The organism is Sulfurimonas sp. (assembly GCF_041563035.1).
Taxonomy (GTDB): Bacteria; Campylobacterota; Campylobacteria; order Campylobacterales; family Sulfurimonadaceae; genus Sulfurimonas.
Map to the genome: position 1 here is coordinate 78,360 of NZ_JBFFNS010000004.1, position 16,080 is coordinate 94,439.

Sequence of the window (16,080 nt, forward strand, 5' to 3'; positions counted from 1 at the left end):
TTCTCCTTTTAAAGGGCTTCAACCTTGTCAAATTTTTCTTCTATATGTTCGACCCCATATCTGTAAATTTCAGGATGCTCTTTATATATTGACGGATTTGCTCCGGCTTTAAAACTCAGATGCTCCAAAAAATCCTTAGCAGAAGGTAACTGTTCCCACACCTGAGGTAAAAAGGTACCCTGATATCCGTGATGCTTTAAGATTAGTCCGTCAATCTTGGGCTGAACTTTTCTGAGTAAGTCTTCATAGTCATCATACTCTAAAATCTCCGGCTCACTCAAAACCGATACTTCAAGGTTTAGATGCGAAAGTTCATCAACACTCAAAGCCTTGAACCTTGGATCAGAAAAGGCTGCCGAGATCGCATTATGTATGACATCATCAATCAGTTTTCTGTGAGGGACAATAGAACCTATGCATCCACGCAAGTTATCGTCATACTTTAGAGTTACAAATGCAGCACCTTTTTTTGCCAAATATGGATACTCTTTTAGTAGGCTCACTTCATCAAGATTGTATCTCTCATCAAACTTACTTAGTATAGCACTCTTAGCAATTCGTAATAAAATAGCTTCAACCATTCTCACTCCTTCTTTTTAGTCACTAAAGCGACGTTTTTGTTTAATTGTACTTTTTTTTGCTACATTGTCATCACACTCTCCACTCTTCTGCAAGGCATACTTTGTCATAAATGGTCCAAGCATCTCATGAATAAACGTAGTCGCAATGATAATATTTAAAATAATAGGAGCAATACTGTCAAGTTGAGGATGGTTCTGTATAGAGAGTGCAAGTCCGATTGCTACACCAGCTTGCGGAAAAAGTGCTATACCCATGTATTTTTTTATAGTCTTTGAGCTCCCTGAGACGACTGCTCCAAGATAACTTCCAAGAACTTTGCCAACAAGTCGTAAAAGTGTATACAAGACGATGATAACAGGTATGGTTACCAACGCTTCCAAATTTAGGTACATTGCAGATAAAATGAAAAAAAGCATAAATATAATATTTGCCAAATGTTTATCAATCTCATCTTGAATAAGGTCAAAATCCTCTGAAGTGTTTACCATGACTATTCCCATGACCATAGCGCTTAAAAGAGGTTCAAGTCCGTAAAACTCACTCATACTGTAAACTAAAAAAACCAATCCTAAAGTAGCTATTGTCTCCATCATTTTAGAGTTTACAAATACTTTCTCAAGAAGCGTATTTACCAGACCGGCAATAGTTCCGAGTAAACTACTAAGTAGTAAAATAACAATAGCGTGTAAGATATTTATCCATTCAAAAACTTCACTGGCTACAAGTGATGTTCCTATAGTAAGAGCAAAAGTAAACATCATCAAAGAGATCACATCATCAAGGGCTACAATAGCTAAAAAAGTTGAAGTAAAAGTGCCCTTTGCTCTAAGCTCATGAACTATGGCAAGAGGAGTAGCAGGAGCAGTTGCAGTTGCTATTCCGGCTAAAAGTAAAGCTATCAGTAGCACTTGTGCAGTTTCAAAAGGAAAAACAGCACCTAGCATAACGAAGCCTACAGCTACGACTACAAAGGTTCCTATAGCCTGATAAAGAGTTATATAAATTACTTCTTTTTTGTGTTCATCAAGAAATGAGAATTTCAGTGTTGCTCCGACAAGAACTGCAATAATTGAGAGTGAAATATCTATAATGAGATGCGAGTGTTCAACAAAGTGTGCACTAACGATTCCAAGTAGTTGTGGTCCAATGATTAAACCAAGGAGTAGATAACCGACTACACGAGGAACACCTAGCCTAGGGCTAATCCAGCCGACTATGCTTCCTAAGACAAAGATGATTCCTATATTAAATAGCATCTCCATTACTTTTTCCTATGTTCTTATACATATATGATAGCACAAAACAACTATAAAAACAGCTGCAAAAATCTAACTGACTATATCACGAAGAGCATCTTCAAATCTCTCAAATCTAAACTCAAAACCACTCTCTAGAAGCTTTCTTGGATATACATCTTTGGAGTCCAATACTACTGTAGAGCCTTCTCCAAATACTAAATTTATCATGAATGCAGGAACTCCTAAAAAAGTTGGACGATGAAGGACTTCGCCTAGTATTTTAGTTTGTTCTATATTTGAAAGAGTATGCTTTGTTGTAAAATTAATCGGGCCGTTTAATTCAGGAGTCTTTATAATAAACTCAAAAGCTCGAACCAAGTCATCTATATGTATCCAAGAAATTATCTGATGACCTTCTCCTAGTTTCCCGCCTACACCCATCTTAAATGGAGGTAATATCTTTTGCATCGCTCCACCTTCTTTGGCATAAATAACTCCAAATCTAGCTTTTACACTTCTAACACCATACTCCTCAGCCCGCCTGGCTTCTGCTTCCCAATCTTTACAGATATGTGAAAGATAATCATCAGCATATTCAGTAGAATAATCATCGTGTTTTGCTTCTGAGTCATAGATGCCGACTGCAGATGCTGATATAAAAAGTTTTGGTTTTTCAGCACATAGAGCTATTGCATCTACGAGTTTTCTTGTTGTATCTATTCTAGAGTTGTAGAGTATATTTTTATAAGCTTTATCCCATCTGGCTAAGATAGTCGAACCGCTTAGATTTATCAAGACATCACACTTGTTTATATCTTTTGCAATATCTTCTACTTTTGTATTTTCTCTGATTTTGATGCCGATTACATCGTTGTGCTTAGATGCAAACATCTCTTCAAGTTTTGAGCCGACAAGCCCACCTTTACCACAAATAGCTATCTTCAATCTCAGTCCGTTTGGCATCTAACACTCCTTTAACACAATAATAAATGATTATATGTTAAAAAAAATAAGATGTAGCTTTGGTTATAGCTCTAGTAGTACCGTATCTCTTCTTGTAATTTCAAACTTTTTACAGGCACTCTCAAAAGCACCGCTCTCGCCTATGAGAATACACTTGTGTTTTGCTCTTGTAATAGCTGTATAGATTAGTTTAGTGTTGTGCATAATGAAGTGTGAAAAAGTCATAGGGATAACTACAATATCGTACTCCATACCTTGGACTTTATGAATGGTAAGAGCATATGAGAGCATCAGATGCGACTTTATCTCCTCATACTCGTAAACTACCACTACATCTTCATTTGGATAGAATACGAACACCTGTTCATCATCCTCTTCTATCTTAAAAAGAAGTCCGCTCATACCGTTAAATATGCGTCTCTGGTTTGAGTCTTCACCCATCTTAAAACCGTCCGCACTCCATGAAGTCATGTTCTCGTTTTTGGTGTGAACGACCTTGTCCATAAGCCTAAATTCACCGCCGCCTTTTTTGACACACTTTTTAGGATTCGGGTTGAAGTATTCTTGCAGGACTATGTTAAGATTGTTAGAGCCAAGTGTCCCGCCCTTCATCGGAGTTATGACTTGAAAGTAGTTTAGGTATTCTTTTATCTGCTTGTTCTTTAGTCGGTATCTGGCTTTCTCAACTGACTCTACAACTTTGTGAACTATCTCTGTAACTATCGCCTGAGCATTAGCCTCTCTCATCTCTTGCTGCTCTTGTGTTGATAGCTGATTTTTTATAGCATAGTAGTTTGGAATGCTAATATCTGTAAACTCAAAATCTTCATACTTTTGTCTATAAGAAGGAACTATTCCTTTACGGATATCGTTTGCTATAAGTGTTATAGCCTGATCTTCACTCTGTCTATAGATCTTTGTAAGTTTTACAGTAGGTGCCAACTCTAAAGTAAGAACATCACTCAAAACATTTCCCGCACCTATCGGAGGAAGCTGAGCGTCATCACCTACAACTATGACTATCGCATCTCGGTGAACCTTTGCCATAAGTCTTGCAAACAAGCTAGAGTTAATCATAGAAGCTTCATCTATCAAAACTACTCTAAATGGAAAGTCGTCTCTGTCTTCATACTTAACCAAAAGAGACTGGATAGTGGCACTCTCATAACCTGTAGTATCTGCGATACGCTGAGATGCAATGCCGCTGAGGGCACAGGTCATTATCTCTTTTTCTTCGTACCTTGTGTTTAATAGGTCAAGTATAGTTTTTGAAGTCGTACTCTTACCTGTTCCTGCATAACCAACTAAAAAGAGTAAAGAAGCACCTTCATTTATTTTTTGGACTGCTTCTTTTTGCTGACTCCCGAGTTTAAGCTCTTTGGTTGCCAAGAATTCATCTAAGTTTTTAACAAATCCACCGCTATCTTTTTTAGCCCTTGTAGTAAATGTATCATAAAGGAATTTTTCTGAGTCATAGAGTCTTGCAGGAGAGACTCTGTCGTTTTTCATAATGACTATGCTTTGCTCACTAACTCTCTCGATAAGTGCTGCTTCATAAAGATTATTTTTAGCGTTAAATCCTAGAAGCTCATTGAGTCCTGAAAAGAGTATTTCTTTTGCAACACAGCTGTTTCCTTGCTGCTCACAGTAGTTCATAAGTACATAGTCCATAGCTGAACTTATACGGTTTTCATCTTCCGGTTTTACACCCATTTTAAGAGCCAACTCATCAGCTCTTTTAAAACCTATAGAGTTTATGGAAGTAAGTATATAAGGGTTATCCTTTATCTTTGTACATGGTTCATCAACATCTTTCATAGCAGATGCGATGGTAGTAAGTAGAGCTTGTGAGACATCATAAGGGCTTAAAAACTCGCCAAGTTTTCTCATAGAACGAAACTTCTTCCAAGAAGTCTGAATCTTTTTAAGACGCTTCTCTTTTATGCCGTTAAACTCCAGAAGTTTCTCTATATCGTTATCTAAAATATCTATGAGTTTTTCATTTCCGAAGTGTTCTATGAGGTCACTGGAAATCTTTTTTGTAAAACCTTTTACAATTTTGTTTAGAAAGAAAAATAGTTGATTTTGATTTACTTTGATGGACTCAAATTTGAAAGTTTTTCCGTACTTTTTGCTCTCTTCCCAGTAACCGCTAAGAGTTATGGCAGAGCCTTTTATGTGAGCGACTTCACTCTCTAGGTAAGTTCCGCTAATCTTTTCACCGGTCTTTAAGACTGCGATGAAAAAACCCTCATCCTCAAATAGAATACGGTCTATTTGACCGATGAGTGTAGTGCTAAAGTTACTCAACTTCTAAAGCTTTATCAACACAAGCTTTTAAAGAAGTCTTATCTGCAATTATAGGCTTGACATTTTTTGGAAAATATTTTGCTGTTGTGTTTCCTATTGAAATAGCTGTATATGAATCGTTCCACGAAAAAACTTTAAAAAAATACTTTACTGTAGAGGGGGAGGAAAAAATTATTTTTGAATTCTTTGGTAATGTTTTTTCAGTTTGTTCTATAAAATTATTTTCATAAACAATTATATCCTCACATTTAACACCATTACTGTTTAAAATATTGATGAAGTCAGATACAATCTCTCTCGCTCTCAAATACAAAACTTTTTTACCTTTTAATTCTGGAAGAATCTCATAAGCAAACTCATCTCCATGTTTTTGTTTTCCACTAAACACAAGTTTTGCATCAAAGTCCTTAATAAGCTTTGCAGTTTGTTCTGAAATAGCATAAGAAGGAATTTTTCTCCAATCTTCACTTATTGAATCAACTGCTAAAACACCGTTTTTTGAACTAAAAATAAGTGCATCATAGTTAGAAAAGTTTATGTCTTGTTTTATATATTTTATATCAAAAAGAGGTATGTTTTTTGCAAATTTAACTTTATTATTATTTAACAGATATATATTTTGCTTTTTGTTTTCTATATATTTTAGTAATTTTTGAAACTTCTTTTTTAATAAAAAGCTTTTTTTTGAAAATTCTATGGACTTATCTTTTAAAACTCTAAATTGAATATTTTGTTTAGTTAAATAATATGTGATTTTAAAAAACTCTAGTTCTATAAATCTATTTGCGTAATTAGTATCATAAAAGAGAGTTTCTGTTTTCTTGTTATACTCATAATATATCAAATTAAGAGGATCAATTATCTTTTGTATATTCACTGTTTCTTCCTAAATAAAATGGTATAAGTATAACACTTCACAGGCAACCAATTCTAACTAAGAATTAGTTTTTAACTCTTTTCATTCTATCAGACTCTTGAGCTTTATAAAGTTCAGCACAACCACGTGAGAGTTCACGAATTTTAAGGATATAGTTTTGTCTCTCAGTTTGAGAGATAGCTTTTCTAGCATCTAAAACATTAAATGTGTTAGATGCTAGCATACATAAGTCATATGCTGGGAGAGGAAGTCCAGCTTCTAAAGCTCTTAAACACTCGTCACTCTTTGCAGTAAAATCAGCAAATAACATATCAGTATCCGCTATTTCGAAGTTGTATTTTGAGAACTGGATTTCACTCTCTTTATGAACATCTTTATAAAGTGTTTTTCCATGCTCATTCTCATTCCAAACGATGTCAAAAACATTGTCAACACCCTGAAGATACATAGCAAGTCTCTCAGTTCCATAAGTAATCTCAACAGCTACAGGATTACACTCGATACCGCCAACTTGTTGAAAGTAAGTAAACTGAGTAACTTCCATACCGTTTAACCATACTTCCCAACCAAGACCCCAAGCACCAAGTGTTGGAGACTCCCAGTTATCTTCTACGAAACGGATATCATGCTGAGATACATCAAGACCCAGGTACTCTAATGATTTTAGGTAAAGCTCTTGAATATTATCCGGAGATGGTTTTATAAGAGCTTGAAATTGATAGTAGCTTCCAAGTCTGTTAGGGTTTTCTCCGTATCTGCCATCAGTCGGACGACGTGAAGGCGCTACATAAGCAACAGACCAAGGTTGTGAATCTAGTGAGCGTAAAAAAGTAGCCGGATGAAATGTTCCTGCACCTGCCGGAATATCGTAAGGCTGAACAATGTTACATCCCTGTTTCATCCAAAATTCTTGAAGTTTTAGTAGCATTTCGCTGAAAGTAATCATATCAAAAGTACCTATATTAATTTTTTTGGCATTATACCATTTTACAAACTATATCGCCTACTTCTTTGTTTAAAGAGTTTGCGACGACATCACATTTTACTTTGAGAAGAAAACATATGTCTTTTCTATGCGATGGACTCATACATTCGTAGTTTCCCATACCTTTAGATATAACCAAATCAACAGAGTCAAAAAGCTCTTTAGACTCAGCATTTGCACGATTATATGTAAAACCGGGAGTGTTAACACCACTGTCTACCAAAGAGCAAAGTTTATCAAAACCTGCTTCTTTAGCTTCTTTCATAGTCACATCGTTTATGATTGGATTTCCTCTAACCATATATGAGTACTCTGCATCCGGATAGAGATCTTTCAGAGTTTCAATGAAAAGATAGTCAAAAATATGTTCACCGACATTATCACCTATGACTAAGACGCTTTTAGCGTTAGATAGTTTCTCTCTAAACTTATCAAAATCATTGTATGCAAAAGCAGTATGAAATACTTTTGATAGTTCTTCTTCTAGGCAAAACTCAACTGCAGCAGCAAGATCTATAACATTTCCTGCAACGGCAGTTTTTGTAGCAGTTAAAAGCTTATCACTAGAGTTGCTGAGTTCTTCTTTTACAAGCGGAACAAATGAGAGTGCTTTTTTAGTAGATAGTGCTTTTACTTCTTCATAAAGGTCAGTCTTATTGGCTATTTCAGCCATTTTCTCATAAACATAAGAAGCAATTTCAGGGGGATTGTCATCAAAGGAGAAGTCAGAGCTCATCTCTTTAACTGTGGAGGTCATTTTATCTTTTAAAGACTCAGATGCGTTTATGGCATCTGCGACTTTAACACTTTGGTTTATTATGCAACCAACACAAGCTTCATCTATCGTCATTAGTTAGTATGTTCGTCGATTGCTTTGTTCCACATTAATTTATATTTTCTTCTCATGAACTCAACTTCTTGTTGAGAAAGTTTTAGTTGTTCTTGAAGTGTGTGGATAGTTTTACGATCTTCGTCGTATAGTTCTTGAAGAGAAGACAGAGCTTCTCTTAAAAACTCATTTTCATTTTTAACAGAGACTATTGTCTCATCTTTGGCATCTAGGACTTTTTCATGAAGGTTGATGATAGTGCCTATTGTCTTTTCAACAAACTCAGGTTGCACTAGCATCTCTTTAGTGTTACGAGTAGAGAGTTCTCTAAGTTGAGCCGGAACCACTTCGTGTGAACCTTTAGAAGGGTCAATCATTCTAACACCATCTTCTACTTTTACAGTCAGTTTTCCCCGATCACATAAATCGTCAATCGCGTTTATGTCTAAACCAGTAAGCTCCATATACTCTTCATCACTCATCCACTTCATTTTAACCCCTTATGTAGGAAAAATCTATATGCTGATAATTGTCTCTATTTCTAAAGAATCCATTTCAACTTTTTTAGCTTTAGCAATTCTATCTTCTTTCAGTTTTACTGATAATTCTTCATTATCAAGTGCTAACATCTGCATAGCTAAGTAAGCAGAGTTAATAGCTCCAGCTTTTCCTATAGCTACTGTAGCAACTGGCATTCCAGCTGGCATCTGTACAGTTGAAAGAAGTGCATCGATTCCACTTAAAGCAGAAGCTGACATCGGAACACCGATAATAGGCTTAACAGTCTTAGAAGAAAGAACACCGGCTAAGTGTGCAGCCATACCAGCAGCAGCAATAAATACTTGAGCACCTTTTTTCTCAGCTTCTTGGATATAGTTAGCTGTTCTCTCTGGTGAACGGTGAGCTGAAGAGATAATCATCTCATAGTTAACACCAAAAGCTTCTAAAGTGTCTGAACAAGACTTCATTATTTCATAATCACTTTTTGAACCCATTACGATTGATACAAATTTCATGTTGTTTTTTCCTCGAATATTTTTTTGGAATTATACACTTTTTTTTATTTCTTTGGATATGTTCCCATATCCGGATGTGCCGGAATTCTGAAAAAAGTATATGATGGGAACGTTGTAGGTAAGGAGATAGGATTTACGTTTCCACTATGAACTTCTTCCCAAATTTTTCCATTTTGAGCTTTTAGCTGTTTTAGTTTTAAATAAAACTTTCCATCTCTCTCGTAAGTCGTACCAATATCATTATCTACTATATCCACTACTGAGCCAAGAGGAAATACTACTTCCATCTCATCATTTGGTAGAGTTTTATACTTACATAAAAAGTGAGTTCCTTCTTCATTTACTTGACCACATACTTGGTGAGTTCCAAGTTGCATAGTAAAATCCAAACTTTGAGTATCGTGTTTTTCAAATGGTCTTGAGATAAGATAAGCATCTGTATAACCGCGATTTTGAAGTGATTGAAGTTCATACTGATATCTGTCTGCATCATCTTTACCCACGTAAAAATCATCTAAAGCCATTCTGTAAGCTTTAGCAGTTGTAGCAGCGTAATAAGATGTTTTTGTACGACCTTCGATTTTAATAGAATCAATTACGTCACTCTCTAAAATCTCTTGCATATGAGATGCAAGATTTAGATCTTTTGAGTTCATAATGTAAGTTCCTACCCCTTCATCTTCTTCAAGTCTAAATAGTGTTCCTGTCTCAGGATTTGCAGCATACATCTCATAAGGAAATCTACAATCATTTGCACAAGAGCCACGATTTGGAACACGTCCGCTTTGAAGTGTAGAGATAAGGCATCTTCCACTATACGCAAAACACATAGAACCGTGTACAAAAACTTCAAGTTCTAAATCTGGAAGTTCTTTTTTTATAGCTATAAGGTCTTTTAGTGAGATCTCACGCGCTGTAATAATTCTCACAGCACCCATGTCATAAAAAACTTTTGCGTCTAAAACATTCATAACATTTGCTTGAGTCGATAGATGCAGAGGAATCTGAGGAGCTAACTCGTGAGCTAACTTTAAAACACCTGGAGTAGCGACAATGAAAGCATCTGGCTTCAACTCTGCCATTGCTAAAATATGTTTTTTTAAGAGGGAGAGTTGAGAGTTAAATGGAAAACCGTTTATTGTAGCATATACTTTTTTACCGCGAGCATGAGCGTAGTCTATACCTTCTTTAAACTCTTCCATACTAAACTCTTTACCAGAGCGAATACGAAGTGAGAAGTGACTCACCCCGCCATAAACAGCATCTGCACCAAAATCAAGTGCAATTTTTAATTTTTCTAATGTTCCTGCTGGAGATAGTAGTTCTACTTTACGCATTAATTTCCAAACTGTGCTAATAGTGCTTCAATATCATCTGTAGATGCCAAATCATTATGAGTATCACCTGCAATATGTTGTGCAGATGAAACTCTTTTTTCATCTTCTATTCTACCCTCAAACAAAGTATTCATGTATTTAGAAAGTGCACGCATAACATTTATAACACGTTCTATTTTTTGACGATGGATATCTTGGTACTGCATAATATCCATAACACTCATTATTGAATCACCACTGTTTTGAAGCATCTCTAAAGTCTCATTTGTATCATTTAGTGCTGCTTCATTCTTTTGGAGTTGAGTTTGAAAAGCTTCAACATCCGGAAACTTTGTACTCAGTGTAGTAAATAGCTCAATATTTGAAGTTAGTACTTCAATAGCATTACTAATATTTTCTTCTTTTTCCATCAAATCGTTACTAATAACTTCAATGATGTCAAAAATCTCAGTAGCTTTTTCTTCACTCTCCTTTGTTACATCGTCAAGCTGGTGTACCATCTTGTTTTCATCTGTAGCTGGAAGCGGCCAGTGATGCGATGTATCATCACTGTAGCCAGGAGGAAGACCAGTATCTGCTGAGTCATTTGAAGGCGCAGGTTCTTCAGTAATCTCTTCTGAAGTCTCTTCTTCAAGTCCATCAATATCGTCGATTTCCCCATTCATCATAGCATCTAGTTCTTCTTGAGTCATTTTAATTCCCTAGCCAAATTTATTTATTGTCACTATAATAGCATAAAAACCTATAAGTTTTATTTTAGAGGCAGCAAAATGATAGTCGATTTACACAACCATACTCCACTTTGTAATCATGCAGAGGGAGAAATATTTGAGTATGTTGAAAAAGCAATAGAATCCGGTACAAAATGTTTTGGTTTTTCAGATCATGCACCAATGGATTTTGACCCAAAATATCGTATGAGTTTTGATCAGATGCAAGAGTATGAGCAAGCTGTACTCAATGTAAAAGAAAAGTATAAAGACAAAATAGAAATACTCCTTGCTTATGAAGTTGATTATTTAAATGGTTATATGGATGAAAGGGTTTTAAACGCCGATGTTGACTACCTTATAGGCTCTGTACATTTCATAGATGAATGGGGCTTTGACAATCCTGAGTTTATAGGTCATTATGAGCACGAAGATATAGACATTATTTGGCAAAAATACTTTAATGCTATAGAAGAGTTGGCCAAGAGTGGGCACTTTGATATTGTGGGGCATCTTGACCTTATAAAAGTATTTAAATTTATGCCGAAAAAAGATATAAATTTGATTGCAAAAAATGCTCTACAAGCAATCAAAAAAGCTGATATGGTTTTAGAATTAAATGTAGCAGGATACAGAAAACCTGTAGCTGAGGCTTACCCGTCAGCTTCACTTTTAAAACAGGCGTATGAGTTGGGCATTCCCATCACATTTTCTTCAGATGCACATAAACCAGAACAAGTTGCTCTATTTAATGATGAGATAACTAAAATGGCAAGAGATGCAGGTTATACAGAGTGCGCCATTTTTAGAAAAAGAAAAAGAGAGATGCTAAACTTTTAACTTTTAACTTTTTGTATTTACCAGCCACATGGAAAAAATATCTAAATAGTCCCAAAAACTTTGAATATATTCTTCTGTAATTCCTTCTTCAACAAGGGCTTCTAAAAGTGGAGCATAAAGAGCCAACCAAGCTTTACGGCTCTCTTCATCGATGCGAAACGGTGCATGTCTTCCAACCATTCTCGGCTCACCTCTACTTTGTTCAAAGTATCTAGGTCCTCCAGAGATCTGAATAAGAAAGTCAAAAGCGTGTTGTTTTGCATCATCAAAATCTTCTTCATCATGTACAGGAAATAGAAATGCTATGTCGCTATCTTTGATTAGATCGTAATGATCAAAAACTAATTTTTTAAATCTCTCTTCACCAACCTCATGTAAAAAACCTGGGTGCGGTTTGGTTACAGGTGGTCTTACTCCGATTTGTCCGTCACTAATTGTTAACTTCATTGAAAACCTTTAAAAATTTGTTAGAATTATACAAAAATATAATAAAGAAATATAAATGAATGTATCACCTGACTTCTCACCATCTATAAAAATAATGAGACCATACTTTATGCTATCTGGCTTTTTTTATCTCTTAAGTATGATTTGGCTCTTTTTTATCAATCCACAGAGCACACTTGATGATTTGCATATTATTGCTTGGGTGCATATCTATATGCTAGGCTTTGTGATGATGTCTATATTCTCAGCTATGGCTCAACTTGGCCCAGTAGTAGTTGAGACTAAACACTACAACGTAAATGTATTTAAATATATATGGATTTTTCTAACACTCGGACTAATTCTGATGGTTGCAGGCTTTTACATTAATATGAAAATCCTAACAATCGGTGGTTTTTTTGTTCTTATTGCTATGAGCATCTACGCCGTAGAGTTCTTTTTAACTCTAAAGCGTGCCAGAAGAAAAACAAGCATTACAAATGCAATGAAAATGAGTAGTCTATTCTTGCTTATTGGAATCATAAGCGGGTTAATTATGGCTTCTGGTTTTAACGGCTACATAGATATAGCCCCACATTCGATTTTAAAAACTCACACCTTCGGTCTTGTCGTTGGATTTGTAATACTATTGATAATGGGAATATCAATTATTCTTGTACCTATGTTTGGGTATTCTAAACGTATAAGTGATAATGAGTTCTCAAACAGTTTCTATACTCTGAGCTTTGCAGTTGTTACTATGCTTTTATCTCCATTGTTTCTAACTATATACTTAGAGTACCTGGCTTATGCACTAAGTGTTTTGGCAATACTACTCTACTTTTATCAGTTATTTAAAATGACTTCTTCAAGAAAAAGAGTAGTACATGATATCTGGGCTAGATCTATGTATGTTGGTTTTAGCTCTTTTATTATTTCATTCTTATTACTAGTCTCATATATATTTACAAACGATGTTCTTATATTAAAGCTTGCTATGTGGATTATGCTTATTGGTTTTTTTGGTTTTTTAATCATCGGTAACTTCTACAAGATCATTCCCTTCCTGATTTGGTTTCAAATCTACTCACCTTTGATTGAAGAACAAGAGGTTCCAATGCTACATGAACTCATACCTAAAAAGCTAACAGACTTACAATTTATTTTTTCATCTATAGGGCTTGGAGTATCAGCACTTGGTATGTTAATCAGTACATATAGCATCTTTTATACGGGAACCATATTCCTCATTATTGGAGGGATACTATTCTTTATATCTATATATAAAATGTTCGAGAAAAATTTATAAAGCGATTTTAAAGATTAGCTTTGTATAATACCTCCATATTAATATTTAACAAAGGAAATTGTAATGGGCAAATATATAGAATTAACTGGTGCAGATTTTGAAGCAACTTTAAGCGAAGGCGTATCTCTTGTAGACTTTTGGGCACCGTGGTGTGGACCATGTCGTATGATCGCTCCAGTGATCGAAGAGTTAGCTGAAGACTATGATGGAAAAGCTAAAATCTGTAAAGTAAATACTGATGAAGAGCAAGATATTGCTGTTAAATTTGGTATCCGTTCTATCCCTACAATCATGTTCTTCAAAAATGGAGAAATGGTAGACCAAGTTGTTGGAGCACAATCAAAACAAGCTCTAGCTGAAAAAATCGACGCTTTATTAGCGTAATCTTACAGGAACTTTGAGAGTGGCAAAGGGAGGGGGCAAGAGCCTCTTTTCTGTAACTACTCTTCTAGCTTCATTCTTTGGCGCCGCTATGATAGCCGGTGCTTTTGCTTACTTCAACTATAAATTCTCAGAATACAAGTTTATTGACTTTAAAGAGTGGATCTTTTATGAAAAAAGTGACATCTTTTCTCCTACTGCAGAGAAGTATGTTGTAGTCTTCTATAGCTCTAAAGAAAAAGACACAATGAACCTACTTTCTAAAACAAACCTTAAGCTACCAATACTGGCAATTGACTACTATAATGAAGTCAAGGAAAACAGCGCAGGCACGACCTTTTTAAGAAGTGGTACAAAGAATTCACTTAGCTTTATTCAGAGGTTTAATATCTATGAATCACCATCTATTTTTTTTATAAAGAAATCAAAAGAGTCTCTTTATAAACAAGATAGTATGATACGAAAATTAGATAATTTAAAAGAATTGGCTTCACAAGTTGAAGCTCTATAAGGAATAAATAAATGATATTAGATTGTGCAATTATCGGTGGTGGTCCCGCTGGTCTTACAGCTGGATTATATACAACTCGCGGTGGTTTAGAAAACGTTACAATGTTTGAAAAAGGTATGCCTGGTGGTCAAATTACTCAAAGTTCTGAAATAGAAAACTACCCTGGTGTTACTGGTGAGATAACAGGTATGGATCTTATGATGCCGTGGCCTGAGCAGTGTCAAAGATTTGGTCTAAAACATGAAATGGTAGAAGTTCTTCGTGTTAGCAAAGAAGGTGATATTTTTAAAATACACAAAGGTGACGGAACTATTTCTCAAGCACATAGTGTTATTATCGGTACAGGTTCATCTCCACGTCGTGCAGGCTTTGCGGGAGAAGATGAATTATTTGGTAAAGGTGTAAGTACTTGTGCTACATGTGACGGCTTTTTCTACAAAGGAAAAGAAGTTGCAGTTATCGGTGGAGGAGACACTGCTTTGGAAGAAGCACTTTATTTAGCTAAAATATGTTCTAAAGTTTATCTTGTTCACAGAAGAGATACATTTCGTTCAGCTCCAAACACAGTTGAGAGACTAAAAAGAACTGAGAATATTGAACTTGTTTTAAACTCAGTTCCTGATGAAGTTTATGGAGATAACATGGGCGTAACTGGTCTTCGCGTTAAAAATAACAATGGTGAACTTCGCGATATTGAAGTTCCTGGTGTATTTACATTTGTTGGAAATGACGTAAATAATCAAGCTCTTATCCAAGAAGATGGAAGCTTCTTATGTGATATGAACTCTGCAGGTGAGGTTATAGTAGATATCAGCATGAAAACTTCTGTAGAAGGTTTATATGCGACAGGTGATATGAGAATCGCTGCTCCTAAACAAGTTGTTAGCGCAGCTGGCGATGGTGCTGTTGCAGCACTGCAAGCTATCTCATATGTAGATGAACTGCTAAATTAGGCAGATATATAAATTAAAGGTATAAATTAAATGGTAAGAGTTGGTGTATTTGGCGCAAATGGTAGAGTTGGACAATTAATCATAGATGATTTAAAAGAGAGTGAAAATATTAGTTTAAGTTCTGTTTTCGTTAGAAACGAGCTAAACTTCTCTATTGATCCTTCTGTTTTAGTAAGCACAGATATAAAATCGTTTTTAAACGGTTGTGACATAGTTATAGACTTTTCACTTCCAGAAGCCTGTGAAGCTCTTTTAGAAGCAGCTATTAAGACTCCAAAACCACTTGTAATCGGTACAACTGGTCTAAGTGCACATCAACTAAACCTTTTAAAGCAAGCTAGCGAAAACATGCCTGTACTTTATGCCACAAACATGTCTTTGGGTGTAGCACTATTAAACAAATTAGTTTTCCAAGCTGCAGCTGCACTTGATGGTTTTGATATAGAAATCGTTGAGATGCACCACAAACATAAAAAAGATGCACCAAGTGGTACAGCACTTACTCTAGGCGAGTCTGCAGCTGCAGGTCGCGGCCTAGACTTAGATGAAGTTCGAATAAGTGGTAGAGATGGAAACATCGGTGAGAGAACCAAAGACGAGATAGCTGTTATGGCTATTCGTGGTGGAGATATAGTTGGTCGCCACACTGTAGGCTTTTACAATGATGGTGAGTTTATAGAACTGAATCACACAGCAACTTCAAGAAATACTTTTAGTAAAGGTGCTATAAGAGCCGGAGCTTGGCTAGTAAACAAAGAACCGGGTTTATATTCAATAAGTGATTGTTTAGAGTTGTAAAAACATTATAAAAAA

General features: G+C 35.6%; 18 protein-coding genes. 6 read left to right on the forward strand and 12 right to left on the reverse strand.

From position 1 onward, the window contains the following. Nucleotides 1–8: 8 nt before the first annotated feature. The 11 genes from amrA to ABZC13_RS04750 form a co-directional block, all read right to left on the reverse strand. On the reverse strand, nt 9–581 hold the full coding sequence (gene amrA / locus ABZC13_RS04700; RefSeq protein ID WP_373000830.1) for an AmmeMemoRadiSam system protein A: 573 nt from the start codon (nt 579–581) through the stop codon (nt 9–11). 15 nt (nt 582–596) lie between these two features. Beyond that, nucleotides 597–1,844, reverse strand: coding sequence for a cation:proton antiporter (locus ABZC13_RS04705; RefSeq protein WP_373000832.1), 1,248 nt, complete (start codon nt 1,842–1,844; stop codon nt 597–599). Nucleotides 1,845–1,910: 66 nt separating this feature from the next. Beyond that, the gene (locus ABZC13_RS04710; RefSeq protein ID WP_373000834.1) at nt 1,911–2,783 is read right to left on the reverse strand and encodes a TIGR01777 family oxidoreductase; all 873 of its coding nucleotides are present in this window, start codon (nt 2,781–2,783) and stop codon (nt 1,911–1,913) included. A gap of 63 nt (nt 2,784–2,846) precedes the next feature. Beyond that, nucleotides 2,847–5,093, reverse strand: a complete 2,247-nt coding sequence (locus tag ABZC13_RS04715; RefSeq protein WP_373000836.1) for an AAA family ATPase — start codon at nt 5,091–5,093, stop codon at nt 2,847–2,849. Next, nucleotides 5,086–5,970, reverse strand: coding sequence for a uroporphyrinogen-III synthase (locus ABZC13_RS04720; RefSeq protein ID WP_373000838.1), 885 nt, complete (start codon nt 5,968–5,970; stop codon nt 5,086–5,088). Before ABZC13_RS04720 ends, ABZC13_RS04715 begins: the two co-directional genes overlap by 8 nt. Before the next feature lie 64 nt (nt 5,971–6,034). Continuing rightward, nucleotides 6,035–6,916 carry a glycine--tRNA ligase subunit alpha gene (gene glyQ, locus ABZC13_RS04725; protein WP_373000840.1) on the reverse strand — a complete coding sequence of 294 codons (882 nt, stop codon included), beginning with the start codon at nt 6,914–6,916 and terminating at the stop codon, nt 6,035–6,037. Between the two features lie 31 nt (nt 6,917–6,947). Then, nucleotides 6,948–7,805 carry a DUF89 domain-containing protein gene (locus ABZC13_RS04730; protein WP_373000842.1) on the reverse strand — a complete coding sequence of 286 codons (858 nt, stop codon included), beginning with the start codon at nt 7,803–7,805 and terminating at the stop codon, nt 6,948–6,950. Then, nucleotides 7,805–8,275: a DUF3972 domain-containing protein gene (locus ABZC13_RS04735; RefSeq protein ID WP_373000844.1), complete on the reverse strand. Its 471-nt coding sequence runs from the start codon at nt 8,273–8,275 to the stop codon at nt 7,805–7,807. Before ABZC13_RS04735 ends, ABZC13_RS04730 begins: the two co-directional genes overlap by 1 nt. A 24-nt stretch (nt 8,276–8,299) precedes the next feature. Continuing rightward, nucleotides 8,300–8,800 carry a 5-(carboxyamino)imidazole ribonucleotide mutase gene (purE, locus tag ABZC13_RS04740; protein WP_373000846.1) on the reverse strand — a complete coding sequence of 167 codons (501 nt, stop codon included), beginning with the start codon at nt 8,798–8,800 and terminating at the stop codon, nt 8,300–8,302. Between the two features lie 44 nt (nt 8,801–8,844). Next, nucleotides 8,845–10,137 carry a peptidase U32 family protein gene (locus tag ABZC13_RS04745; protein ID WP_373000848.1) on the reverse strand — a complete coding sequence of 431 codons (1,293 nt, stop codon included), beginning with the start codon at nt 10,135–10,137 and terminating at the stop codon, nt 8,845–8,847. After that, nucleotides 10,137–10,829: a chemotaxis protein gene (locus ABZC13_RS04750; protein WP_373000850.1), complete on the reverse strand. Its 693-nt coding sequence runs from the start codon at nt 10,827–10,829 to the stop codon at nt 10,137–10,139. Before ABZC13_RS04750 ends, ABZC13_RS04745 begins: the two co-directional genes overlap by 1 nt. A gap of 78 nt (nt 10,830–10,907) precedes the next feature. Here ABZC13_RS04750 and ABZC13_RS04755 point away from each other — a divergent pair, with 78 nt between their 5' ends. Next, nucleotides 10,908–11,687 carry a histidinol-phosphatase HisJ family protein gene (locus tag ABZC13_RS04755; protein ID WP_373000852.1) on the forward strand — a complete coding sequence of 260 codons (780 nt, stop codon included), beginning with the start codon at nt 10,908–10,910 and terminating at the stop codon, nt 11,685–11,687. A 3-nt stretch (nt 11,688–11,690) separates the two neighbouring features. Here the strand turns inward: ABZC13_RS04755 and ABZC13_RS04760 are convergent, their stop codons facing one another. Beyond that, entirely contained in the window at nt 11,691–12,134 is a 444-nt protein-coding gene (locus tag ABZC13_RS04760; RefSeq protein WP_373000854.1) for a globin, read from the reverse strand. 55 nt (nt 12,135–12,189) lie between these two features. Between ABZC13_RS04760 and ABZC13_RS04765 the strand changes: the two genes are divergently transcribed. The 5 genes from ABZC13_RS04765 (at nt 12,190) to dapB (ending at nt 16,065) form a co-directional block, all read left to right on the forward strand. Continuing rightward, entirely contained in the window at nt 12,190–13,422 is a 1,233-nt protein-coding gene (locus ABZC13_RS04765; protein WP_373000856.1) for a hypothetical protein, read from the forward strand. Nucleotides 13,423–13,485: 63 nt separating this feature from the next. Then, nucleotides 13,486–13,806 carry a thioredoxin gene (gene trxA, locus ABZC13_RS04770; RefSeq protein WP_008336027.1) on the forward strand — a complete coding sequence of 107 codons (321 nt, stop codon included), beginning with the start codon at nt 13,486–13,488 and terminating at the stop codon, nt 13,804–13,806. Nucleotides 13,807–13,825: 19 nt separating this feature from the next. Then, complete coding sequence (locus ABZC13_RS04775) at nt 13,826–14,314, forward strand: hypothetical protein (RefSeq protein ID WP_373000858.1); 489 nt, start codon at nt 13,826–13,828, stop codon at nt 14,312–14,314. Between the two features lie 14 nt (nt 14,315–14,328). Further along, a complete protein-coding gene (gene trxB, locus ABZC13_RS04780; RefSeq protein ID WP_373000956.1) occupies nt 14,329–15,267 on the forward strand; it encodes a thioredoxin-disulfide reductase in 939 nt (312 codons plus the stop codon). 30 nt (nt 15,268–15,297) lie between these two features. Beyond that, nucleotides 15,298–16,065, forward strand: coding sequence for a 4-hydroxy-tetrahydrodipicolinate reductase (gene dapB, locus ABZC13_RS04785; protein WP_373000860.1), 768 nt, complete (start codon nt 15,298–15,300; stop codon nt 16,063–16,065). The last annotated feature ends 15 nt before the right edge of the window (nt 16,066–16,080 follow it).

Bases quoted from the DNA above. Each gene is read 5' to 3' on its own strand.
- amrA (WP_373000830.1), bottom strand. From the start codon at position 581: ATGGTTGAAGCTATTTTATTACGAATTGCTAAGAGTGCTATACTAAGT.
- ABZC13_RS04705 (WP_373000832.1), bottom strand. From the start codon at position 1,844: ATGGAGATGCTATTTAATATAGGAATCATCTTTGTCTTAGGAAGCATA.
- ABZC13_RS04710 (WP_373000834.1), bottom strand. From the start codon at position 2,783: ATGCCAAACGGACTGAGATTGAAGATAGCTATTTGTGGTAAAGGTGGG.
- glyQ (WP_373000840.1), bottom strand. From the start codon at position 6,916: ATGATTACTTTCAGCGAAATGCTACTAAAACTTCAAGAATTTTGGATG.
- ABZC13_RS04730 (WP_373000842.1), bottom strand. From the start codon at position 7,805: ATGACGATAGATGAAGCTTGTGTTGGTTGCATAATAAACCAAAGTGTT.
- ABZC13_RS04735 (WP_373000844.1), bottom strand. From the start codon at position 8,275: ATGAAGTGGATGAGTGATGAAGAGTATATGGAGCTTACTGGTTTAGAC.
- purE (WP_373000846.1), bottom strand. From the start codon at position 8,800: ATGAAATTTGTATCAATCGTAATGGGTTCAAAAAGTGATTATGAAATA.
- ABZC13_RS04745 (WP_373000848.1), bottom strand. From the start codon at position 10,137: ATGCGTAAAGTAGAACTACTATCTCCAGCAGGAACATTAGAAAAATTA.
- ABZC13_RS04750 (WP_373000850.1), bottom strand. From the start codon at position 10,829: ATGACTCAAGAAGAACTAGATGCTATGATGAATGGGGAAATCGACGAT.
- ABZC13_RS04755 (WP_373000852.1), top strand. From the start codon at position 10,908: ATGATAGTCGATTTACACAACCATACTCCACTTTGTAATCATGCAGAG.
- ABZC13_RS04760 (WP_373000854.1), bottom strand. From the start codon at position 12,134: ATGAAGTTAACAATTAGTGACGGACAAATCGGAGTAAGACCACCTGTA.
- ABZC13_RS04765 (WP_373000856.1), top strand. From the start codon at position 12,190: ATGAATGTATCACCTGACTTCTCACCATCTATAAAAATAATGAGACCA.
- trxA (WP_008336027.1), top strand. From the start codon at position 13,486: ATGGGCAAATATATAGAATTAACTGGTGCAGATTTTGAAGCAACTTTA.
- dapB (WP_373000860.1), top strand. From the start codon at position 15,298: ATGGTAAGAGTTGGTGTATTTGGCGCAAATGGTAGAGTTGGACAATTA.